This window comes from Glutamicibacter nicotianae (assembly GCF_016907615.1).
In the GTDB taxonomy this organism is placed as follows: domain Bacteria; phylum Actinomycetota; class Actinomycetes; order Actinomycetales; family Micrococcaceae; genus Glutamicibacter; species Glutamicibacter nicotianae.
This window is the reverse complement of sequence record NZ_JAFBCH010000001.1, coordinates 2,321,671-2,344,322: the sequence shown is the minus strand read 5'-3', so window position 1 is coordinate 2,344,322 and position 22,652 is coordinate 2,321,671. Positions and strand designations below refer to the sequence as shown.

Here is a 22,652-nt window from a genome sequence, read left to right as displayed (position 1 = left end):
GGAGCCTGACTATCTCAGTTAGGAACTCCTAACTGGAATTGTAGTGTGCGTGTGCAACAGAATGAGTGTCTGGCGAGAGGAGTCCCACGTGAGCAATGTGGACAGCTTCGGTGCCAAGGGCGTACTTGACGTCAATGGAACCGAATACGAAATTTACCGACTAAATACGGTTGAAGGCTCGGACAGCCTTCCTTACAGCCTTAAGGTTCTTCTTGAGAACCTGCTTCGCACCGAAGACGGCGCGAACGTAACCAACGAGCACATCAATGCACTGGGTCAGTGGGATGCGTCGGCTCAGCCGAACACCGAAATCCAGTTCACCCCAGCTCGTGTCATCATGCAGGACTTCACCGGTGTGCCTTGTGTCGTCGACCTTGCCACCATGCGCGAGGCCGTCAAGGACCTGGGCGGCGACCCGACCCGCGTGAACCCGCTGGCACCGGCCGAAATGGTCATCGACCACTCCGTGCAGATCGACACCTTCGGCTTCGAAGGCGCCGTCGAGCGCAACATGGAGATCGAATACCAGCGCAACGGCGAACGCTACCAGTTCCTGCGCTGGGGTCAGACCGCGTTTGACGACTTCAAGGTCGTTCCTCCAGGCACCGGCATCGTGCACCAGGTCAACATCGAGTACCTGGCCCGCACCGTCATGACCCGCGAGGTCAACGGCGTGCTGCGCGCCTACCCGGACACCTGCGTGGGCACCGACTCGCACACCACCATGGTCAACGGCCTTGGCGTGCTGGGCTGGGGCGTCGGCGGCATCGAGGCCGAGGCAGCAATGCTCGGCCAGCCCGTCTCCATGCTGATCCCACGCGTTGTCGGCTTCAAGCTGGCTGGCTCGATTCCAGCTGGCGCCACCGCAACCGACGTGGTGCTGACTATCACCGAAATGCTGCGCAAGCACGGTGTTGTCGGCAAGTTCGTCGAGTTCTACGGCGACGGCGTCGCCGAGGTGCCGCTGGCAAACCGCGCCACCATCGGCAACATGTCCCCGGAATTCGGCTCGACCGCCGCCATGTTCCCAATCGACGATGTCACCCTCGACTACCTGCGCCTGACCGGCCGCAGCGAGGAGAACGTTGCACTGGTCGAGGCCTACGCCAAGGAACAGGGCATGTGGCACGATCCAAGCCGCGAGATCCGCTTCTCGGAATACCTCGAGCTGGATCTGTCGACCGTGGTTCCATCGATCGCCGGCCCGAAGCGCCCGCAGGACCGCATCGAGCTGTCGTCCTCGAAGGAGCAGTTCCGCAAGGACCTGCACAACTACGTATCGAACGCCGAGGACACCCAGGGCGCTGGCCGCCCATCGGTAGCCGTCGAGGTCACCAAGGAAGACGGCACCCAGTTCACCCTGGACCACGGCCTGGTTTCGATCGCCTCGATCACCTCGTGCACCAACACCTCGAACCCTTCGGTCATGCTGGCCGCAGCCGTCCTGGCTCGCAACGCCGCTGACAAGGGCCTGACCTCCAAGCCATGGGTCAAGACCTCGGTCGCCCCAGGCTCGAAGGTTGTCACCGAGTACTACGAGAAGTCCGGCCTGCTGCCATACCTGGAGAAGCTCGGCTTCTTCGTTGTCGGCTACGGTTGCGCAACTTGCATCGGCAACTCCGGCCCTCTGGATGCTGAGATCTCCGAGGCCATCAACGCCAACGATCTCGCAGCAACCGCAGTCCTGTCGGGTAACCGCAACTTCGAAGGCCGCATCAACCCGGACGTGAAGATGAACTACCTGGCTTCCCCGCCACTGGTTATCGCTTACGCACTGGCTGGCACCATGGACTTCGACTTCGAAACCGACGCACTGGGCCAGGACGCCGAGGGCAACGATATCTTCCTGAAGGATATCTGGCCATCGCCTGTCGAGGTCCAGGAGATCATTGACTCGTCGATTGACAAGGAAATGTTCGCTAAGGGCTACGACGGAGTCTTCGAAGGCGACGCACGCTGGAAGGCACTGGATACCCCAGAGGGTTCCACCTTCGCATGGGACGAGAAGTCGACCTACGCACGCAAGGCACCTTACTTCGACGGCATGACCGCTGAACCACAGCCAGTCCAGGACATCAACGGCGCTCGCGTACTGCTGAAGCTGGGCGACTCGGTCACCACCGACCACATCTCGCCTGCAGGTTCGTTCAAGTCGGAAACCCCGGCTGGCCGCTACCTGATCGAGAACGGCGTGGATCGCAAGGATTTCAACTCCTACGGCTCGCGCCGTGGTAACCACGAAGTCATGATCCGCGGTACCTTCGCGAACATCCGCATCAAGAACCAGCTGCTGGACGGCGTCGAGGGTGGCTTCACCCGCGACTTCACCCAGGAAGGTGCTCCGCAGGCTTACGTCTACGACGCTGCAGAGAACTACAAGGCTGCCGGCACCCCGCTGGTCGTTCTGGGCGGCAAGGAATACGGTTCGGGCTCCTCGCGTGACTGGGCTGCCAAGGGCACCGCACTGCTGGGCGTCAAGGCCGTCATCACCGAGTCCTTCGAGCGCATCCACCGCTCGAACCTGATCGGCATGGGCGTTCTGCCGCTGCAGTTCCCAGAGGGCGAGTCGGCTGATTCGCTGGGCCTGACCGGTACCGAGACCTTCGCAGTCTCTGGCGTGACCGAGCTGAACAACGGCACCACCCCGAAGACCCTGAAGGTTACCGCAACCGCTGAAGACGGCAAGGTCACCGAGTTCGACGCAGTTCTGCGCATCGACACCCCAGGTGAAGCCGACTACTACCGCAACGGTGGCATCCTGCAGTACGTGCTGCGCCAGATCGCCGCTGCCAACTAGCAGATCCGCCTCGACTGCGGTCGAAGCGAATCTCTAAGTAGTTCCGCATCGCGGGAGAATCTGAGACCCAAGGCAATTGCCTTGGGTCTCAGGTCGCTTATGAAAGCTTTTGCGCGCTCAGATGGCCATGGGTGCGGGCAGCAGGCCGGGAGCGGGTGCCGACTTCGAGCACGCCAAAGCCCGACTGTTCCAGGAGCTCGCCCAGCTGCGCTGGCGGCCAATACCATGCCTGGGCAACCTGATGGTCAAAGGCTTCCAGCTGGTCCCCGGCAAAGAAGCCGAGCAGCAGCTTTCCCGCGGGTTTGAGCACGCGGGCCAACTCGTCCAAGATGGGTGGAAGATCTGAAGGGGGAACATGGATCACCGAATACCAGGAGAGCACCCCGGAAAACTGCTCGCCGTCGAATGGCAGGTGCGCCAGATCGGCGCGCAGGAAATCGGGCTGCTGGAAGGTGCGCCGTGCGAAGTCCAAGAACTCCGGCACCAGATCGACGCCGGTGGACGGCCGATTGCCATCGGCAATGAACTGCGTCCAATGACCGGGACCGCAGCCAGCGTCCAGGACTGGTCCGCGCAGCTGTGCGGACCACGCCGCAATCAGTTCCCGGTCCTTAGCCTCCGCCTGCTCCGGAGAACCGAACAGATCGATATACGCCTCGGCCACCTGCGAGTAACGAGCGGTCGTTTGGCCCGAGCGTCGCGATGCTTCCATGCGACAAGCCTAGCAAGCCGCAGGGGCATGGAGAACAAACCTTGCTAGGCTCAGGAAAAATACAAGTCATGAAGGGCAGCATGGTAGAACTCTCGGTGAAATGCCCGTTGCAGCCCCAGGCTGAGCCTCGCAACGCCCGGCAGGGAGCGTACCGATGACTAGGCTAAACCTTGATGCCTTGGTGCCAGCAGCCCAGGCACAGCAAATACGGCAGTGGCTCGGCGACGTAGAAGTGCTGGCCGACATGTCGTGGAATCTTGGCGACACCAAAGTGCTGCACCTGCAGGCGGGGATGAAGCACGTCGTGGCCAAGACCGGGGGAGAATTGAACCACCACATAGTGCGTGAGCTGCTGGCGCACCGCCGCTACACGGGGCCGCTGATAGAAGCCGGGAAAGCAGCCAAGCTGCTTCACGCCAGCGATTCCTTGCGCTTGATGATTCTGGACTTCCAACCAGGCGAGCTCAGTGCGGGCAGCGAATATGAATTCGACCCGGAGTTCCATCGTCAGGCCGGCGCGGCGCTGAAGCTGCTGCATTCGCAAGCGTCATGCCTGGATCCCGGCTATGAAGCTCGGCTGACGCAGAAGTTTCTCCTGCTCCTGGAACGCGAACATCGGATCGAGCCAGCGGCTCGCCGGCAGATCGAGCAGATGCTCAGAAGCTATGAACCGCAACCAGCCGTATTGGTGCCGACCCACGGGGATTGGCAACCGCGCAATTGGCTGGCCGATCAAGGCGAACTGCGAGTTATCGACTTCGGCCGCTTCGAATTCCGCCCAGCTGCCAGCGATCTGGCCCGGCTGGCTGTCCAGCAGTGGAAGGCGCGTCCAGATTTGGAAGCCGCTTTTCTCCAGGGGTATGGCCACGACCCACGGGAACGTGAATCCTGGCGGATCATGCAATTGCGCGAGGGACTTGGAACGGCAGTCTGGGCTCACCAAGTTGGCGACAGAGACTTCGAAGCCCAGGGGCTCCAGATGCTGGCCGAGACCCTGGCACAGGCATGAACCAGCCAAAGCGCATGCCTTGAATCGGCAGGGTAGCGAACGTCATTGCCGGGAAATTAGCACCAACTGGAACGTTGGCGGATAATGAAAGAAGCCTTGGACGCGGTAAACTGGGTATTTCGCATGGGCTTTCCAGCCTATCGTCGGTGAATTTGTGAAGGGGATGAACGTGTCTTTACTGAAGACCATCAAGAAACCAAGTGACCTGCGGGCGCTTACCCTTGAACAGCTCGGCGACTTGGCGGAGGAAATCCGCAGTTTCCTCATCGACAATGTCGCACGGACCGGCGGGCATCTGGGCCCGAACCTCGGCGTAATCGAATTGACCCTGGGCATCCACCGCGTCTTCGATTCCCCCACTGATTCCATCGTCTTCGACACGGGGCACCAGTCGTACGTGCACAAGCTGGTTACCGGACGCCAGAACTTCGAAACCCTGCGCCAGCAAGGGGGCCTGTCTGGCTACCCCGACCGCGGTGAATCGGAACACGACGTTGTCGAGTCTTCCCATGCCTCCTCTTCGTTGTCATGGATTGACGGCATTTCCCGCGCGAACAAGCTGATGAATCACAATGACCGCTACGCCGTGGCGCTGGTCGGCGATGGCGCCCTGACCGGCGGCATGGCCTGGGAAGCGGTCAACAACATCGCTGCCGATAAGGACCGCAAAGCGGTCATCGTGGTCAACGACAACGGCCGCTCCTACGCCCCGACCATCGGCGGCCTGGCCAACCAGCTTTCCGGCCTGCGCCAGCAGCTGGACAAGTTCCGCACCCACCCCGCGTACGAGAACGCCATGGACAAGCTCAAGGTCAAGCTCAAGGGCTCGGGTCCCATCGGTGACTTCACCTACAAGTCCCTGCATGCCACGAAGAAGGGCATCAAGGACTGGTGGGCTCCGCAGGGATTGTTCGAAGACCTCGGCCTGAAGTACATCGGCCCGATCGATGGGCACAACCAGCGTGCCGTAGAAGAGGCGCTGCAGCAGGCGAAGCAGTACGCCGGCCCGGTGCTGGTCCACGCCCTGACCGAGAAGGGCCATGGGTACGCCCCGGCCCGAGCCGATGAGGCTGACCAGTTCCACGCTGTTGGCGTAATCGATCCGGTCACCGGACTGCCAGTGTCCAAGCCCAGTGCGCAAAGCTGGACGAGCGTCTTCGGCGAGGAAATCTCCGCCGTGGCCAATGAGCGCGAGGACATCGTGGCGATCACCGGCGCCATGCTGCAGCCGGTGGGCCTGAAGCAGATGTCCCAGGAGCATCCCGACCGCGTGATCGACGTTGGCATCGCCGAACAGCACGCCATGACCACCGCGGCAGGCCTTGCCTTCGGCGGCCTGCATCCTGTCGTCTGCGTCTATGCGACCTTCTTGAACCGCGCCTTCGACCAGCTACTGATGGACGTGGCCCTGCACAAGGCCGGAGTCACCATCGTGCTGGACCGTGCAGGTGTCACCGGCCCGGACGGCGCCAGCCACCATGGCATGTGGGATATGGCGCTGACCCAGATCGTGCCGAACCTGCACCTGGCCGCACCACGCGATGCGGACCGCCTGCGCGAAGAACTGCGCGAAGCCCTGGACATCGACGATGCGCCAAGCGTCGTGCGTTTCTCCAAGGGCTCGGTCGGCGAACCAGTGGAAGCCGTCGATCGCCTGCCCGATGGCGTGGACGTGCTGGCCCGGCTGGGGGACCGGTCGGCGCCGGATGTCCTGATCGTTTCGGTCGGTGCCATGAGCGAGCTGTCGCTGGATGTTGCCCAGCGCCTGAACAGCCAGGGTGTGTCGGTCACCGTCGTCGACCCGCGCTGGGTTCTGCCGATGCCGAAGTCGGTGATTTCCCTGGCTGCCCGCCACCGCATCGTTGTATGCGTCGAGGACGGCGTGCGTGCCGGCGGCGTCGGTTCGCGCCTGCGCACCGAGATGCGTGCCGCAGGGGTGGACACCGCGTTGAACGAAGTGGGCCTGCCTACGGAATTCCTGGCTCACGGCACCCGTGGAGAGGTGCTTGAACGCGTCGGATTGACCGCCAAGCAGGTAGCCCGGGATACGCTCGCACAGGTGCTCGGCACCAAGGTGCCTTTCGCCCGCCCGCTGCCTGGCCAGGACCTGCCCACCGGACAGATCCCTAAGCTGTGAGCCCTATGAGCGGTTGCCCGAAGGATTTGCCCCGCAGCCCTGAGAATATCGGCTTCGGCTCGCTAGTTGTCGCGCGCGCATGGAAGTTCGACGGGAGCCCGCACTGGGTTGTCCCGGGCTTCTACCTTGGGCAAGACGAATTCGGCCACTGGCTGCATCAGCCAGCCGGTTCCCTGGTCGCCCGTCCTGGCACCGCCCACCTGGCTGCCACCAACGCGTTGTGCCTGATCCCGCATCGTGGAGACTGGGTCGCCACGATGTATTCGGATGCCTCAGAGGATTTCGACGTCTACATTGACCTGTCCAGCAATGTCGGCTGGCTGCAGATGAAACGTGACGCGTGGGAAATCAACTCCATTGACCTGGATCTGGATGTCATCCGTTCCCGGAGCAAAGGCACTTTCCTTGATGACGAGGACGAGTTCGCAGAGCACGCGCTGTCGATGGGGTATCCGCAGAAGCTCCAGGATTCAGTTCGCGATACCAGCGAACAGCTCTTGGAATCCGTGGCGGAGAATTCGTCGCCGTTCAACCATGCTCATCGGGAATTATGGTTAGCTAAAGTCGCGGGCCTCCCGACAGCCTGAAGCTGTCCAAGAATTTCATACTTGAATGATTCACTGACCTGAAAAGGGAAAACCTATGGCGATTGTGCGCACCTACCGTTTGGATGAGAAGAACGTACTGCATTTCCGTGAAGCGTGGTTCCAGCAGTTCGAGGACGAAGAGCTGGGCCAGTTCGTGATCAACCACGGCTCCGTTGGCCATATGTCGCAAACCAGCGATGTGCAGGACGTCGACAACGATCGCGCGGACGAGTTGTTCGCCGGGTTCATGGAAGCCTGTGCAGAAGCAGGCTACAAGGAAATTGAAGCGGAAGACCAGTCGTGGGTGATCGTCCAGTATGCGCTGAAGTCGGCCAACGGCACCGAGCGTGACCACTACCTTGAAAAGAAGACCAAGGAAGCATTGACCGGCCACCTGGCATGGCGCGGACTGGGTACCGTGGAGTCCAGCGATTTCGGCAACCGCAAGCTGAACATCAGGGTCCTATCTCCAGCGCCAAAACTGGCAGTTGCGGCGATCAAGACGTGCATCCGCGAAGCCAAGCTGGACTTCACCAAGATGAGCATCGGCGTCGCACCCTACGCTGAAGCGAACAAGCTGAAGATGGCCCACCCAATGCCATCAAAGCCCATGTCCATCGACTAGCTGCTGATGAGACTGGGCATTCCCGCGCCGCAACCGATGCGGGCAGTGGACTACCCGGCCATCCGCAGGTTGTCCCAAAGCATGGGGCGCCATGCAGAACCTGAGCTGTGGGGGAGCGGAGAGTGCCAGCTGGTCATCTACAACCTGGATGGCCAACTGCTTGGCTGGTCCCGTGCCCATTGGTGGGAACCTGCTGATGCAACAGCTCCAGCTGGTTAGTACCTGGCTGGGATCGAGGTTGCCCGCGGATGCCGGCACCGGGGAGTGGGTCGGAGCCTGACGGAAGCACGGCTGGACTGGATTGCCCAGCGCGCTTCGAGCGCATGGTGCGTGGTCAATGCGCAGAACGCCGCGTCATTGGCGCTCCACCGCTCCCTGGGCTTCGAGAAAGTGGCCCGGGCTGCGCAGCTGGGTACCGTGGTTTTCAGCGGCGGCAGCGGCGTGCTGCTGTCCAAGGATTTGGCGCCTTCGCGCAGTGCAGCGAAGACGCAGGTTTGAACGAGCAGGATACAAGGAGAAATGATTCCACAAGAAGACCGGGACGAAACTTCCGGCGCTCAGCGTAAGGCCCCGCGGATGGGCGCAACCCGCACACCGCTGCACCTGGTGTTCCAGGCCTGCGTTGGCGTCATTATCGGCATCGGCATCACCTCGCTGTTCTCCGGGGCCGGCCACGCACAGCTGGCTCTGGCAGGGGTCATCGTGGTGATCGCGGCGTGGATCGTCGAGCAGGGTTTCCGCCTGCCAGCACCGAACACCACTTCCGGCGCCCGCATCCGGCTGGTGCTGCGACTGGTTTCGCTGGTCGGCTTCACCATCGCGGTCAGCCCGCTGCTGCAGCTGATCGAGGCCTAGCCTTGGGGCGTCGGGCGTTCGAAGCTCCAGGGCACGCTGCGTCCGATGCTGTGGGCGGCCACCCAGGTGCTGATCGGATTCGCTGCCGGGATCGTGCTGGCCAAGACGATGACGCTGCCCGAGGAGCAAATCGCGTTGATCGGCACCGTGATCACGCTGGCCACTTGGTTGACGGATGAAGCGGTGAAGCTCCCAGCCAAGGACACCGGTGTGGGAACTGTGGTGCACGGAATCCTCAGGTTCCTCCCGCTGGCCGGGTTCATCATGGCCCTGCAATCCCTGGCCGCGCTCAACGGCCTGGCCCCTCTAAGCCCCTGCCGCCCGGCTGCAAACCGGGCGGTGCTCTGGCCTGCTGCACAAGAAAAAGCTCGGACGGATCCTTCCAGCCAAGGAAGGACCCGCCCGAGCTTTTCAGCGCTTGGGGCATGAGCCCGCGAGCTTAGTCGGTGCCTGCGTCGAAGGCAGCTGACTCGATAGCGCGGTCGGTAGCCAGATCGTCGCTGTCGACCTGGGTAGCGTTCACGATCGCGTCGGCTCCGCCGGCTTCCAGCGAGCCGACCAGCTTGGCGGTGGTGCCGCCGACCAGTCCCATGTTCGCGTACTGCTCCAGGCGGCCTCGGGAGTCGGCGATGTCCAGGTTGCGCATGGTCAGCTGGCCGATGCGGTCAACCGGGCCGAAGGCTGCATCGCCTACGCGCTCCATGGACAGCTTGTCCGGGTGGTAGCTCAGGTTCTCACCCTCGGTGTTGAGGATGGTGTAGTCGTCGCCGCGGCGCAGGCGGATGGTCACGGTACCGGTGATGGCCGAACCTACCCAACGCTGCAGCGATTCGCGCAGCATCAGGGCCTGCGGGTCCAGCCAGCGGCCTTCGTACATCAGGCGGCCCAGGCGGCGGCCTTCGTTGTGGTAGCTGGCCACGGTGTCTTCGTTGTGGATCGCGTTGACCAGGCGTTCGTAGGCGATGTACAACAGCGCCATTGCAGGGGCTTCGTAGATGCCGCGGGACTTGGCCTCGATGATGCGGTTCTCGATCTGGTCGCTCATGCCCAAGCCATGGCGGCCACCGATGATGTTTGCTTCGTTGACCAGGGCCACCGGATCGGTGAATTCCTTGCCATTGATGGCCACCGGGCGGCCGGCGACGAAGGAAATCGAAACGTCTTCGGTCTTGATCTCGACGCTTTCGTCCCAGTACTTAACGCCCATGATCGGCTCAACGGATTCGATGGAGCTGTCGAGCAGTTCCAGGGTCTTCGCCTCATGCGTCGCGCCCCAGATATTGGCGTCGGTCGAGTAGGCCTTTTCAGCCGAGTCGCGGTATGGGAAACCGTGTTCCTGCAGCCATTCGGACATTTCCTGGCGGCCGCCGAGTTCTGCAACGAAGTTCGGATCCAGCCATGGCTTGTAGATGCGCAGCTTCGGGTTGGCCATCAAGCCGTAGCGGTAGAAGCGCTCGATGTCGTTGCCCTTGTAGGTCGAACCGTCGCCCCAGACGTCCACGCCATCTTCGCGCATGGCGCGAACCAGCAGGGTGCCGGTGACGGCGCGGCCCAGCGGGGTGGTGTTGAAGTAGGTCTTGCCGCCGGTGCGGATGTGGAAAGCGCCGCAGGCGAGTGCTGCGAAGCCTTCTTCAACCAAGGCAGGCTTGCAATCAACCAGGCGGGAGTTCTCTGCACCGTACTCCAGCGCGCGGCCAGGTACTGCATCGATATCTGGCTCATCGTACTGGCCGAGGTCGCCAGTGTAGGTGTAAGGGATGGCGCCCTTGTCGCGCATCCAGGCTACTGCGACCGAGGTGTCGAGGCCACCGGAGAACGCGATACCCACGCGCTCGCCTACAGGGAGATTGGTAAGAACTTTAGACATGTCTCCATCCTAATGGATAAATATGCAATGCAGTGAATTGTGCCGTGAAATGTTGAGCACTTGTACTTACCAGATAGCCTAGGGGTATAAGGTCGCTCAGTGAAGCGGATGATCAGACCAACAGATGAGGTGTCCATGGAATTCCGTCAGCTAGGCCGCAGCGGCCTGAGCGTTTCCGTCGTCGGGATAGGCTGCAACAACCTTGGCCGCGCAGGTACTGCAACGGAATCCCAGGAAGGAACCGACGCCGTGATCAAGGCGGCCCTCGATGCGGGTATCACGCTCTTCGATGTCGCGGACATCTATGGCAAGGAAGCGGGGCTTTCCGAAATCCGCCTCGGCAAGGCGCTGGGTCCAGCACGCAAGGACATCGTGTTGGCCACCAAGTTCGGCATGGATATGCAGGGCGTGAACGGACCGGACTTCAACGCACGAGGCTCGCGCCGCTATATTGTCAGAGCGGTCGAAGCGTCGCTCAAGCGACTGGGAACGGACTACATCGACCTGTACCAGTTCCATACGCCGGATGCGATGACCCCTATTGAGGAAACCTTGCGGGCCCTGGATGATCTGGTGGCTAGCGGCAAGGTTCGCTATATCGGCCATTCGAACCGCTCCGGCTGGCAAATTGCCCAGGCGGAGTACGTCGCCCGTGAGTTGGGAACCGAACGGTTCATTTCGGCGCAGAACCACTACAACCTGATTGACCGCCGCGCGGAACTCGAAGTGCTGCCGGCTGCTCGTGAATTCGACCTGGGTGTTTTGCCTTATTTCCCGCTCGCGAACGGGCTGCTCACTGGCAAGTACTCCAAGGGGCATGCCCCGGAGGGCACCCGCCTGACGCATGCGCGCCAGCACCTGGTGGAAACCAGCGATTTCGAGCAGCTCGACCGGTTCAATGCCTTCGCTGCCGAACGGGATCTTACGCCGGTCGAATTGGCGTTCTCGTGGCTGGCCGCGCAGTCGCCTGTGGCCTCGGTGATTGCGGGTGCTACTCGTCCCGAGCAGATACGCGCCAACGCCGCTGCCGTTCGCTGGGTTCCTACTGAGACCGAGCGGACCCAGATGGACGAGCTCTTCCCGGCTCCGGAAAAGGTTGCCTTGTTCTAATGGCGTCTGGGCCAAGCATGAAGGGCTGAACCCTGTGGGGTTCAGCCCTTCATGCTTGATTAGAGGTGGGAAACTACTCTGCGGCGGTGACGTAGGCGATGATGTCGTCGCCTTCGATTGCCGCAGCGTATCGTGGCAAGGCGGCGATAGCTGGACCATCGGTTACGGTTCCATCAGCGGGTGCAAATCGTGAGCCGTGGCAGGCGCAGTAGAAATCTTCTTTGCTGGATTTAGGGGTTACCGCGCAACCCTGATGCGTGCAAACGTTCGAGTACGCCAATACGGTCTTCTCATCCTTGCGGAAAAGCAGAATGCCGACATCCTTTCCGGACGGATCCTTGGCAGGTGCCAAGGCGCGTGATCCAACGGGCAGATCCTTCGTCTTCATGAGCGACTGTCCTTCGCCGGTTGGTTCCGGGATCGGCAATGCCTCGGGGGTGTCTGCTTCAGAACGTCCATCACCGCAGGCGGTCAGAAGAGCGGCGGAACCAAGTGCTGCCGAAGCGCACATGAATGTGCGGCGGGCTGGTCGGGCAATGTCAGTCATGATCCCATTCTGGCAGAGATCTCTGTGCAGGCGCTAAGTGCCAAACGCCCGTGCTTGGTGATCGCCGCGTTTGTGGAATGCAACCGGCAGAGGCGTTGTTCATTTACCATTCAGCTATCCGGCTATCGAACCTTATGCATATTCATGCATCAGCATCGAATTTACAGCGTGGGCCCTTGGGGGTCGGTCTCGTTGAATGTGGCTTGAGCCCTGGGTTCTGCCCATGGTTAGTAATCTAGGTGGGGTTTTTCCTGCGCGTGGAGCTTCGTCGCAATGCCGCCTTGCGGTTGGGTTGGAAGTGGCCGAATCTAGATCTTTTTCCTGCTGAGGCTTTCCTGTTTTTGTGCGCGCCGTTACGCGCGAATGAATACCGGCTGGTAATTGATGCAGGAGATGGATTAATTTGAATGGCTCGGTTCGAGCTTGGCGGGCTGTTCGGTTGACTCACTGCCTGGCGGCTGATAGTTCGGATATCTTTGCATTCATGCTAATATTTGGATAGCTAGTTGAAGCTAACATTTTCGGAGAATTCTTTAACTGTTCACCTGTCAGGCTTATTGACGCCGACCGAGATACTCCGCGCCGTGATCGCGTGTTGAGTTACAGGTAGCAGTTCTCCGATGGAAAACAGGCGGTATTCGCCAACGCGAATGTCACGCCTGTACTGACCCGAAGCGCCGTTAGGCGCACGTCTGGATAGCCGCAAGTGAGATGCAGGCGAGCCAGAGGTCTGGATTCACGTTGTGAAGCCAAATCACCAGTTTCTGGAATGAATCCAGAAGGTGGTGCTCCCAGTTACCAGGGATGAACGATACGAATGAGAAACGAACGAAACTTGAGTGTAGGGAAGTGATTCATGGGCCCAGGGGCTTGTGCGCGTCAGCTGAAATTTACCCCTAGCGATGACATCTCGCGGGAAGACGTGCAGGACAAGTCGTCGGTTGAGCTAATAGCTCCCGGCGCGGATCTCATCACTGTCTAAAAGAGGGAGGTGGCGCGTGGATAACGAAATCGTGCAATTCAGCGCCCTAACTGTTGTCTTGCTTTTGGTGCTCTTCTACGGAGGAACCTTTTTAATTTCTACCCGGATCGGGAAAAAGAAGGAAAACGCCGACGATTACATGACGGCGGGAAATAAAATCGGATTCGGCATTTCTGCTGCGAGTATGACCGCGACGTGGATTTGGGCTTCGTCGATGTATGCCTCGGCCACGTCAGGTTACACCTACGGAATCTCCGGCCCCATCCACTACGGTCTCTGGGGTGCGTTGATGATTCTGTTCATCTACCCATTCGGCAAGCGGATCCGCAAGGTCGCACCACGCGCGCACACCCTCGCCGAGGTCATGCACGCACGCCACGGCCGCTCCAGCCAGCTGATGCTGGCCGGATCCAATATTGTCGGTTCGGTCATCTCCCTGATGTCCAACTTCATTGCCGGCGGCGTATTGATCTCGATGCTCTCGCCCTTCAACTTCATCCAGGGCGTGCTGGCCGTCGCCGGTGGCGTTCTGCTCTACACCCTGTGGTCCGGGTTCCGTGCTTCGGTGCTGACCGACTTTGTCCAGGTCGTTGCGATGCTCGGCGCTGTGGCAATTATCGTTCCAGCCATCTTCTTTGCCGCAGGCTTCCCGGCCGCGTTCGAAACCGGCGCAAGCAACCTGACCCCGCAGCAGTCCAACTTCTTCTCCTCTGAAGCATTCCTGGGCCAAGGCGCACCATATATTGCCGCGGTACTGGCCTACGCAATCGGCAACCAGACCATTGCCCAGCGTCTGTTCGCAGTGCGCGAGGACCTGATCAAGCCGACGTTCATCACCGCAACCATCGGATACGGCGCCATGGTCATCGGCGTGGGCATGCTCGGTGTGCTGGCCCTGTACCTCGGATTCGAGCCATCCGGTGGCGACATGAACAACCTCATTCCTGAGATGGCAGCCAGCTACCTGCCCGGTGTTCTGCTGGCGCTGTTCTTCATCATGATTATTGGTGCGCTGTCGTCCACAGCCGACTCTGACTTGGCGGCACTGTCTTCGATCATGATGGCGGATGTCTACGGGCAGAACGTCGCCGGCAAGGACAAGGCCGATCCGAAGAAGATGCTGCTCTTTGGCCGTGCGACCATGATTGTTGCCACGGCCTTGGCAGTCGCTTTCGCGAGCATGCAGCTGAATATCCTGGACCTGCTGGTCTTCGTTGGTGCCCTTTGGGGCGCACTGGTATTCCCGGTTTTGGCCAGCTTCTACTGGAATAAGGTCACGAACAAGGCCTTCACCGTCTCGGTACTGGTTGCCCTTGCGATCTTCATCCCGGTTCGCTTCGAACTGATCCCGATCAACGGCGTCACCGGATTCCTGATCGAGTTGCTCGCGGTGATTGGCATCGGCGTGGTCCTGGCATTGATGAGCTTCGGCTTCTTCGGCCTGCGCGTCGCCAAGATTGTCGGAGTCGTCGCGATGCTGGTCAGTGCTCCGTTCGCCTTCGGTTTCCTCCGCGATTACACCACCTTGAGCGCTTCGCTGGTAGCCTACTCGGTCAGTACCATCGTCTGCTACCTCATGTCCTTCAGATCCAAGATGGAATTCGACTTCGATGTGATCGCGATACGCACCGGTGACTTCGATGTAGTTGAGGCACAGACTGATACTGCAGAAGCCGGACGTGACGCACAGAGCCTGGGAGGCAAATAATGACGACGTTTTTCTTGAGCCTGTATGTGCTGGTATGGCCAGCGATCGTGGCAGGAGTGCTGTTCTTCATCAGCAGGGGTTTCATCCAGGAATGGCTGGAAGCCCGCCGCAACGGCGAGGACATCATCTAACTGCTAGCAGGCGCAGCTCCTCAGAACGCGCGAACCCCGTACAGCGGATCCAGCTGTACGGGGTTCGCGCATCTTCAAGACAGCAAGGAGCCGAGACCAGCTTCCCGATGGGGAAGAGTCTCGGCTCCTTGCCTGGTTCCAGCGCCCAGGGAAAAGCGATGCAACCAAAAACGGCCGGTTGGGTACTAGCCGTTGAACTTCTTGCCGTTGACGCGTGCGGAGGCGCCAACCTGGTCAAGATACGGGGTAATGCCGCCCAAGTGCATCGGCCAGCCGGCACCGGTGATCATGCACAGGTCAACGTCGGCGGCTTCGGCAACTACGCCTTCAGCCAGCAGCAGTCCGATTTCTTCAGCCAGCGCGTCCTGGACACGGGCCAGGATCTGTTCTCCGGTCGAGGGCTGATCGCCGAAGGACATCAGCTTTTCAGCTTCAGGGTTGAGCACCTGGTTGCCTGCCTCGTCCTTGACCCAGAGGGTTGTGATCTTTGCATCGATCAGCTTCTGCAGATTCTCCGAGATGGTGAAGCGATCGCCGAAAGCGGCGTTCAGCGACTCGTTGACGTGCTGCGCGACCGGCAGGCCCACCATGGCCAACAGGGTCAGCGGGGTCATCGGCAGGCCCATTGGGGCCAGTGCCGAGTCAGCTGTCTTCGCGTCGGTGCCCTCATCGAAAGCTGCCTGGACTTCGCTCATCAGGCGAAGCAATACGCGGTTGACCACGAACGCGGCGGAATCCTTGGTTTTGACCGCGGTCTTCTTCAGCTTCTTGCCCAGCACGAACGCGGTGGACAGCGCGGAATCGCTGGTCCATTCGGTAGCGGCGATTTCTAGCAGCGGCATCACTGCGACCGGGTTGAAGAAGTGGAAGCCGACCAGGCGTTCTGGGTGCTCAAGGTCGCGCCCCATCTCGGTGACCGAGAGCGAGGACGTGTTGGTGGCCAGGATGCACTCGGGGGAGACCACTGCCTCTACCTCTGCGAAAACCTGCTTCTTCACGTTCAGCTCTTCGAAGACTGCCTCGATGACGAAATCGGCATCGGCGAATGCCTCCTTGGTGACCGAGCCGGTAACCAGGGCCTTGGTGCGGTTCACCGCATCCTGGCTCATCCGGCCCTTGGCGTGCAACTTGTCGATCTCGCCGTGGATGTAGGCCAGTCCCTTGTCCACCCGCGATTGATCCAGATCGGTGATCACCACCGGCACGTTCAGCCGGCGGACGAACAGCAGGGCCAGCTGGCTGGCCATCAGGCCGGCGCCGACGACGCCCACCTTGGTGACCGGGCGGGCGAGCTTGGGATCCGGTGCGCCGGCAGGACGCTTGCCGCGCTTCTGGACCAGGTCCAGGAAGGCATACACGGTGTTCTGGAACTGCGGGGTACGCATCAGCCCGGTCAATGCATCGACCTCAAGGGCGGCCGACTCCTGCTGCGAGATGGCCAGGCCCTGGCGGAAGACCTCAAGCACCTTGTACGGCGCGGGGGCCGCACCGGAAAGCTTTGCGTCGACGAACCTCTCGGCCTCATCGGCCGCCTCCAGCCAGCGGCGAGCAACTTCCGGATCGCTGGGGTCAACGGCGTTGGGGCGCTTGACCTCGGTGGTTCCGGAGATGACGCCGTCAGCGAAGGCAATTGAATGCTCGATGAAGTCGGCCGATTCGAATAGGGCATCGGCAACGCCCATCTTCGCGGCGGCCGGACCGGAGAGCGTACGGTTGTTGTTCAGCGGGTTCTCGATCATGACCTTCAGCGCGTTCTCCGGGCCGATCAGGCGTGGCAGGCGGTAGACGCCGGCCCAACCCGGGATCAGGCCGAGGAAGCTTTCCGGCAAGCCCAGTGCGCCGGCGGTGGTGCTGACCGTGCGGTAGTTGCAGGCCAGTGCGATTTCCAGGCCGCCGCCGAGCGCCAGGCCGTTGATGAAGGCGAAGGTCGGGACGCCCAAATCGGCAAGCAGCTCATAGGTGTAATGGCCCAGCGAAGCCATGGCCGTGGCCTGGCTCGGTTCGCTCAGGCGGGTGACGGCCGACAGGTCGGCGCCGGCGATCAGGAAGAATGGCTTGCCGGTGATCGCCAGTGCGTGGATCTCGCCGTTCTTCGCGCGTTCTGCCTGGACTTCAAGCGCAGCGCGCAATTCCAGCAGCCCGTTGGGCCCGAGCGTAGTCGGCTTCTTGTGGTCCAACCCGTTGTCCAGGGTCAGCAGCGCCATGGTCTTGCCGCTGGGCAGTGCCACATCCTTCACGTAGGAGTGGGTGACGGTCTCGTCGTGCATCAGCTGCGCGACAGTCTGGAAATCTTTGCTCAATGCAGTCATTGTCTCTTCCTTATGCCTTGCTGCCGAAGTCCGCGTGGTTTGGATTTTCCCAGATTACTGTGCCGCCCATGCCCAGGCCGATGCACATCGTGGTGATGCCGTAGCGCACCGAGTGGTCCTCGGAGAACTGGCGGGCCAGCTGGGACATCAGGCGCACGCCGGAGGAGGCCAGCGGGTGGCCCACCGCGATGGCCCCGCCGTAGCGGTTCACCCGCTCATCGTCCTGGTCGATTCCGTAGTAGTCGAGGAAGGAGAGCACCTGGACGGCGAAGGCCTCGTTGATTTCGAACAGGCCGATGTCGTTGATGCCCAGGCCGGCCTTGGCCAGGGCTTTTTCGGTGGACGGAACCGGTCCGTAGCCCATCACATCCGGTTCCACACCGGAGAAGGCGAAGGAGACCATGCGCATCTTCGGTTCCAGGCCCAGATCGCGCACTGCGGCGCCACTGGCCAGCAGGGCGGCGGTGGCGCCGTCGTTCAGGCCGGCTGCGTTGCCTGCCGTCACGCGTCCGTGGGCGCGGAACGGGGTACGCAATTCGGCCAGCGATTCCATGGTGGTTCCCGGCCGCGGAGGCTCGTCAACCGTGTTCACGGCCCAGCCTTCGCCCGGGCGCTTGGCGGCCACGGGGATCAGGTCCGCCTGGATCTGCTGGTTATCGTAGGCCTTGGCCAGCTTGGCCTGGGATGCGACGGCGTACCGGTCGGCGCGTTCCTTGGTGATCGCAGGGAAGCGGTCGTGCAGGTTCTCCGCGGTATTGCCCATGTTCAATGCCTGCGGGTCGACGATGCGCTCGGAGAGGAAACGCGGGTTCGGGTCGGCTCCGGCGCCCATGGGGTGGTTGCCCATGTGCTCCACGCCGCCGGCGACGACGACGTCGTAGGCGCCGAAGGCGATGCCGCCTGCGGTCGCGGTCACCGCTGTCATGGCGCCGGCGCACATGCGGTCGATGGCGAAGCCGGGCACGGACTGGGGGATGCCGGAGAGCAGGCCGACGGTGCGGCCCAAGGTCAGGCCCTGGTCGCCGGTCTGCGTGGTTGCGGCGATGGAGATTTCGTCGATCTTCTCGGCGGGCACTTCAGGGTTGCGTTCCAGCAGGCCGCGTACGGCCTTGACGGCAAGGTCATCGGCGCGGGTACCGTGGTAGATTCCCTTGTCGCCGGCTTTGCCGAACGGGGTGCGTACCCCGTCGATGAAGACGACATCGCGGTCGTCGAGCGATGGGTGCGCGCTGTTGCGCACGGTCGAAGCGTTGGCAGTCACCGTCGGGCTCCTTGGGTTGGTTCATGCTGCCCGTGTAGTACAGGGCAGTGGCCAGCATCACTGTGACCTGAACCATACGTTACTCAGGAGTAACTTGAAGTGCAAGTTGCCGATCCCCGCGAATCGGTGAACCTTCGGCGAATTACTCTGCGGATCCGCTCAGGCCTGCTTCAGTGCCGTGGCCAGCTTGTCCGAAAGCAGCGCACGCTGCCATGGGCGGGCGCCGAGGCCTTCCAGCTTGTCCGCCACGCTTGCCTCGCTGATCCGCACCGGTGCATTCCAGCACACTTCGCGCAGGTACTTGGGAGTCAGCAGATTCTCGCCGGGAATGTTCCACTGCTCGCTCACCTCATTGACTACCTGCTTGGCAGCTTCCAAGCGATTCGCGGCTTCAGGGTTCTTCTCTGCCCACGAGCGGGGGTGCGGCAGGCCCGTCTTGGGCGCCCGCAGATCGGGCAGGTCCCTGGTGCTGTTACCGCGCTGGATTGCGTCGACCCAGCGCGCGGCATCGCGCTTGGCATTGCGCGTGTGGAACCCCGGGATCTTCAGTAGCGCGGGAACGCTGGTGGCGCGCTGCTCCACGGCTGCCATGATGGCGCGGTCGGGAATCAACCGCCCCGGGGCCACGTCGCGGCTCTGGGCCAGGGATTCGCGCGAAAGCCACAGCTCGCGGGCTACAGCTAGGTTGCGCCGGCTCTTGAGCTTGTGGATGCCGGATAATTTCCGCCACGGCGTTTCTGCCGGGACGGGATCGGGCAACGTGCGTTCGTGCTCGAATTCCTGGCGGGCGAACTCCAGCTTGCCCTGCTCTTCGAGCACCTTGGTGATGGCGTGGCGCAGCTCTTCGAGGACTTCCACATCCAGTGCGGCGTAATTCAGCCACGATTCGGGTAGCGGGCGGGTGGACCAGTCCACGGCCGAATGCTCCTTGGCCAATTGCAGCCGCAGCAATTCGCCGACCATGGTGCCCAGGGAGACGCGGGGGAATCCTGCGAGGCGGCCAGCCATCTCGGTGTCGAACAGCGAGGTGGGCGACATGCCCAATTCATGCAGGCAGGGCAGATCCTGGGTGGCCGCATGCAGGATCCAGGGCTGCTGGTTGACGAACTCGCGCAGCGGGGTCAGGTCATCCAAGGTCTCCGGATCGATCAGCCACGTGCCCGAGCCTTCTCGGCGGATTTGCAGCAGGAAGGCGCGCTGGCCGTAGCGGAATCCGCTGGCCCTTTCGGTATCCACCGCCAAGTCGCCGGTGCCCGCTTCCAGGGCACGTACTGCACGGCGCAACGCCGGTGCAGTGTCGATGACTTCGGGGATCCCGTCGCGCGGTGCGGTCAGCGGTGTCAGAACCGGCGCGGCAGCCTCCGTGGCGGGAGCGGGTGATGCGGGAGCGGAAGATTCAGAATTCGGCATGGTGCTTCCATTCTAGGACTAATCAGCTCCACCGCATGGATAATTGCTAGCTCAGGCGGCGGTGGGGCAGCTGCTGCACGCCTTCGGGCAAGGGTGGCAGTCCGGCAAAAGTGCAGACCATATCGGCCCATGCGCTCAGGTGCGCGCCGAGATGATCCGAGTCAGGCGACCATGAAGCGCGCAGCTCGATATCGATGTGGTCTTGTTCCCCGGCAAGATTGCCGAAGGACTCGGAAATCACCCGGGTCGCGGTGCCCCCAGCTGAATGGTAGGCGGCATCACGCTCGCGCAGGGCTTCTTCGAGCCACGACCACGCGACTGAGGCCAGCATGGAATCCTGGCCCATTTCATGATCCAGCCGGGCGCGGATATAGGTGACGATGCGGAACTGGCCATTCCACAGTTCTTGGCCCGCCGGGTCGAAAAGGAGAATGAAGCGACCGGTGGCCAGCTGCTCGGCCGGTTGAAGGAACGGAGTGCGTCCGATTTCCCGCCCTTGGGGCCCGTGTCCGGGGGCAACGACATCCATCACATCGCCGCTGAGCGCCAGCGCGAAGGGGGCCAGCCTGCCGGGGGCCGGGATTTCAGTGAATTTCAGTTCCTTGCGCACCTTGGCATGCGACAACTCGTCAAGGGCCTTGGCAAAGGCCTTCGGAATGGCGGAAGCAGGGCGATCATTGGTCACAATTTGAGTCTAAGCGCGCCGTACCCGAGCATGGGTACGGCGCGCCGACCGGGGCTGCATGCTATGCCGCGGCGTAGGCTCCCATCAGCTCGCGCAGCTTGGCGATGAACGCGGCAACATCGTCCTCGGTGGTGTCGAAAGAGCACATCCAGCGCACCTGCCCGGCCGCGCGGTCCCAGTCGTAGAAGCGGAAGTGCTCGCGCAGCTGATCGCTGACTTCGGTTGGCAGCTGGGCGAAAACGCCGTTGGCCTGGGTGGGGTAGACCAGCTGGACACCATCGATTTCCTCGACCGCCTGCGAGAGCTTGGCGGCCATGGCATTGGAGTGGCTTGCCAGTTCGCGCCACAGGCCGGTGCCGTAGAGCTCGATCAGCTGGGCGGAGATGAAACGCATTTTTGAACCCAGCTGCATGTTCATCTTGCGCAGGTACTTCAGGTCCTGGGCCAGCTCGCTGCGCAGGGTCAAGATTCCCTCGCCGAGCAGGATGCCGTTCTTGGTGCCGCCGAGGGAGACGATGTCCACGCCGGCATTGGTGGTCAGCGCGCGCAGCTCGACGCCCAGGGATGCCGCGGCGTTGGAGAGGCGCGAGCCGTCCAGATGCACCTTCATGCCCAGCTTGTGCGCATGGTCGGTGATGGCCTTGATCTCCTCAGGCGTGTACAGCGTGCCCAGCTCGGTGGCCTGGGTGATCGATACGGCCAGCGGCTGCGCGCGGTGCTCGTCGCCCCAGCCCCATGCTTCTTGGTCGATCAGTTCCGGGGTGAGCTTGCCGTCCGGGGTGTCCACCTGCAGCAGCTTGAAGCCGCCGATGCGCTCGGGCGCACCGTTCTCGTCCACATTGATATGCGCCGACGACGCGCAAATGACCGCGCCCCAGCGCGGCAGCAGCGATTGCAGTGCGATGACGTTGGCACCGGTGCCGTTGAACACCGGGAAGATCTGGGCTTCGGGGCCAAAAGCATTGCGGGCGACGTTGCCCAGTTCCTCGGTGTACTGGTCTTCGCCGTAGGAAATCTGGTGGCCGCCATTGGCGCGGGCAATGGCGTCCATGATCCGCGGGTGCACGCCCGAGTAGTTATCCGAAGCGAATCCGCGAACCGACGCGTCGTGGGTAAAAGTCATGCTGTGGTGGTCCTTAGTGGTTCAAGGGGTGAAGTGGTGTGCGAGGCTCAGGACAGCGCCCGGGTGCGTGCCTTGGCTAGTCATCAGGCCTTGGGCAAGGCGATGCGGGCGCCGTTGAGCTCGCCGGCATCCTGCTCCAGCAGGTCCACGGCGGCTCGGGCGAGGAATTGCACCGGAGTATGCCCGGAAGGAGCTTCCTCCGGGGACTTGTCGCTCAATGCCTTGACGACCCAACTGACTGCGGCGGCATTTTCGGCCTGCTTGGCGAATAGGCGGGCGATCGCATTGACCCAATGCTCCGCGGCGGCCTTGACGGCTCCGTAGTTGGCATTGGACGGGGTCGGGTTCAGCACCGCTTCGGCGCTCACGATGGCCAAGCGTCCTGCGGGGGAAGAGACCAGATCATCGACGAACGCGCGGGAAGTGTTGCGCAGGGTGGTCAGCACGCTGTGGTGCAGGAACTCCCAGTCCTCGTCGCTTTGCCCGGTGATGGATTTGCCGCCGCGCCAGCCGCCGACCAGATGGATCAGCGCATCGATGCTGCCGTGCTCTTGATGGATCTGCAGCGCCAATTGCTTGACCGCGGCGAAGTCACCCAGATCGCATTCATAACGGGCATGGGCGAACGGCAGGCGCTCGTCGAGCCGATCTTGGTTGCTTCCTACCGCAAGCACCCGCGCTCCGGCATCAACCAGCGCGGTGGCGCTGGCAATGCCGGAGGCGGAAGTAGCGCCGGCAAGGAGCACTAGTTTGGATGTCTCGTTCAAGGAGATGCTTTCTCTGCTCACATTTTCCAG

21 protein-coding genes are annotated in these 22,652 nt (G+C 61.9%); 12 read left to right on the top strand and 9 right to left on the bottom strand.

What is annotated here, in order from left to right; translation table 11 throughout:
• Positions 1-88: 88 nt before the first annotated feature.
• Positions 89-2,797, top strand: coding sequence for an aconitate hydratase AcnA (gene acnA / locus JOE62_RS11215; protein WP_338085782.1), 2,709 nt, complete (start codon positions 89-91; stop codon positions 2,795-2,797).
• A 97-nt stretch (positions 2,798-2,894) separates the two neighbouring features.
• On the opposite strand, the gene JOE62_RS11210 is transcribed toward acnA, so the two are convergent.
• Positions 2,895-3,509, bottom strand: coding sequence for a class I SAM-dependent methyltransferase (locus JOE62_RS11210; RefSeq protein ID WP_204722409.1), 615 nt, complete (start codon positions 3,507-3,509; stop codon positions 2,895-2,897).
• Positions 3,510-3,663: 154 nt separating this feature from the next.
• Between JOE62_RS11210 and JOE62_RS11205 the strand changes: the two genes are divergently transcribed.
• The 8 genes from JOE62_RS11205 to JOE62_RS11170 all read left to right on the top strand — a co-directional run bounded on the left by JOE62_RS11205 (position 3,664) and on the right by JOE62_RS11170 (position 9,151).
• Entirely contained in the window at positions 3,664-4,518 is an 855-nt protein-coding gene (locus tag JOE62_RS11205; protein ID WP_204722408.1) for a phosphotransferase, read from the top strand.
• Between the two features lie 169 nt (positions 4,519-4,687).
• Positions 4,688-6,655, top strand: a complete 1,968-nt coding sequence (gene dxs / locus JOE62_RS11200) for a 1-deoxy-D-xylulose-5-phosphate synthase (RefSeq protein WP_204722407.1) — start codon at positions 4,688-4,690, stop codon at positions 6,653-6,655.
• 5 nt (positions 6,656-6,660) lie between these two features.
• Positions 6,661-7,242, top strand: a complete 582-nt coding sequence (locus tag JOE62_RS11195; protein WP_239543346.1) for a DUF402 domain-containing protein — start codon at positions 6,661-6,663, stop codon at positions 7,240-7,242.
• Between the two features lie 55 nt (positions 7,243-7,297).
• The gene (locus tag JOE62_RS11190) at positions 7,298-7,867 is read left to right on the top strand and encodes a hypothetical protein (protein ID WP_204722405.1); all 570 of its coding nucleotides are present in this window, start codon (positions 7,298-7,300) and stop codon (positions 7,865-7,867) included.
• A 6-nt stretch (positions 7,868-7,873) separates the two neighbouring features.
• On the top strand, positions 7,874-8,086 hold the full coding sequence (locus tag JOE62_RS11185) for a hypothetical protein (RefSeq protein ID WP_204722404.1): 213 nt from the start codon (positions 7,874-7,876) through the stop codon (positions 8,084-8,086).
• A 3-nt stretch (positions 8,087-8,089) separates the two neighbouring features.
• On the top strand, positions 8,090-8,365 hold the full coding sequence (locus JOE62_RS11180; RefSeq protein WP_275588054.1) for a GNAT family N-acetyltransferase: 276 nt from the start codon (positions 8,090-8,092) through the stop codon (positions 8,363-8,365).
• Positions 8,366-8,386: 21 nt separating this feature from the next.
• Positions 8,387-8,722, top strand: coding sequence for a hypothetical protein (locus JOE62_RS11175; protein ID WP_204722402.1), 336 nt, complete (start codon positions 8,387-8,389; stop codon positions 8,720-8,722).
• Positions 8,723-8,767: 45 nt separating this feature from the next.
• A complete protein-coding gene (locus tag JOE62_RS11170) occupies positions 8,768-9,151 on the top strand; it encodes a hypothetical protein (RefSeq protein ID WP_204722401.1) in 384 nt (127 codons plus the stop codon).
• 10 nt (positions 9,152-9,161) lie between these two features.
• Here the strand turns inward: JOE62_RS11170 and argG are convergent, their stop codons facing one another.
• Positions 9,162-10,589 (bottom strand): argininosuccinate synthase, encoded by a 1,428-nt coding sequence (gene argG, locus JOE62_RS11165; RefSeq protein WP_121866989.1) that lies wholly within the window; start codon positions 10,587-10,589, stop codon positions 9,162-9,164.
• A gap of 135 nt (positions 10,590-10,724) precedes the next feature.
• Between argG and JOE62_RS11160 the strand changes: the two genes are divergently transcribed.
• On the top strand, positions 10,725-11,699 hold the full coding sequence (locus JOE62_RS11160; protein ID WP_204722400.1) for an aldo/keto reductase: 975 nt from the start codon (positions 10,725-10,727) through the stop codon (positions 11,697-11,699).
• Between the two features lie 73 nt (positions 11,700-11,772).
• On the opposite strand, the gene JOE62_RS11155 is transcribed toward JOE62_RS11160, so the two are convergent.
• A complete protein-coding gene (locus JOE62_RS11155; protein WP_204722399.1) occupies positions 11,773-12,246 on the bottom strand; it encodes a Rieske (2Fe-2S) protein in 474 nt (157 codons plus the stop codon).
• A gap of 998 nt (positions 12,247-13,244) precedes the next feature.
• Here JOE62_RS11155 and JOE62_RS11150 point away from each other — a divergent pair.
• Together JOE62_RS11150 and JOE62_RS16315 are read left to right on the top strand one after the other, a co-directional pair.
• Positions 13,245-14,936: a sodium:solute symporter family transporter gene (locus JOE62_RS11150; protein WP_204722398.1), complete on the top strand. Its 1,692-nt coding sequence runs from the start codon at positions 13,245-13,247 to the stop codon at positions 14,934-14,936.
• Positions 14,936-15,067: a putative transporter small subunit gene (locus JOE62_RS16315; RefSeq protein WP_239543344.1), complete on the top strand. Its 132-nt coding sequence runs from the start codon at positions 14,936-14,938 to the stop codon at positions 15,065-15,067. Before JOE62_RS11150 ends, JOE62_RS16315 begins: the two co-directional genes overlap by 1 nt.
• 185 nt (positions 15,068-15,252) lie before the next feature.
• Here the strand turns inward: JOE62_RS16315 and JOE62_RS11145 are convergent, their stop codons facing one another.
• From JOE62_RS11145 to JOE62_RS11120, 6 genes are all read right to left on the bottom strand, one after another.
• Positions 15,253-17,376 carry a 3-hydroxyacyl-CoA dehydrogenase NAD-binding domain-containing protein gene (locus JOE62_RS11145; RefSeq protein ID WP_204722397.1) on the bottom strand — a complete coding sequence of 708 codons (2,124 nt, stop codon included), beginning with the start codon at positions 17,374-17,376 and terminating at the stop codon, positions 15,253-15,255.
• 10 nt (positions 17,377-17,386) lie between these two features.
• Entirely contained in the window at positions 17,387-18,637 is a 1,251-nt protein-coding gene (locus JOE62_RS11140; protein WP_204722396.1) for an acetyl-CoA C-acyltransferase, read from the bottom strand.
• Positions 18,638-18,796: 159 nt separating this feature from the next.
• Positions 18,797-20,047 carry an HRDC domain-containing protein gene (locus JOE62_RS11135; RefSeq protein WP_204722395.1) on the bottom strand — a complete coding sequence of 417 codons (1,251 nt, stop codon included), beginning with the start codon at positions 20,045-20,047 and terminating at the stop codon, positions 18,797-18,799.
• A 46-nt stretch (positions 20,048-20,093) separates the two neighbouring features.
• Complete coding sequence (locus tag JOE62_RS11130; RefSeq protein WP_204722394.1) at positions 20,094-20,732, bottom strand: DUF3000 domain-containing protein; 639 nt, start codon at positions 20,730-20,732, stop codon at positions 20,094-20,096.
• A 61-nt stretch (positions 20,733-20,793) separates the two neighbouring features.
• A complete protein-coding gene (locus JOE62_RS11125; RefSeq protein WP_204722393.1) occupies positions 20,794-21,855 on the bottom strand; it encodes a threonine aldolase family protein in 1,062 nt (353 codons plus the stop codon).
• Between the two features lie 83 nt (positions 21,856-21,938).
• Positions 21,939-22,643 carry an SDR family NAD(P)-dependent oxidoreductase gene (locus JOE62_RS11120; protein ID WP_338085781.1) on the bottom strand — a complete coding sequence of 235 codons (705 nt, stop codon included), beginning with the start codon at positions 22,641-22,643 and terminating at the stop codon, positions 21,939-21,941.
• Positions 22,644-22,652: the final 9 nt, after the last annotated feature.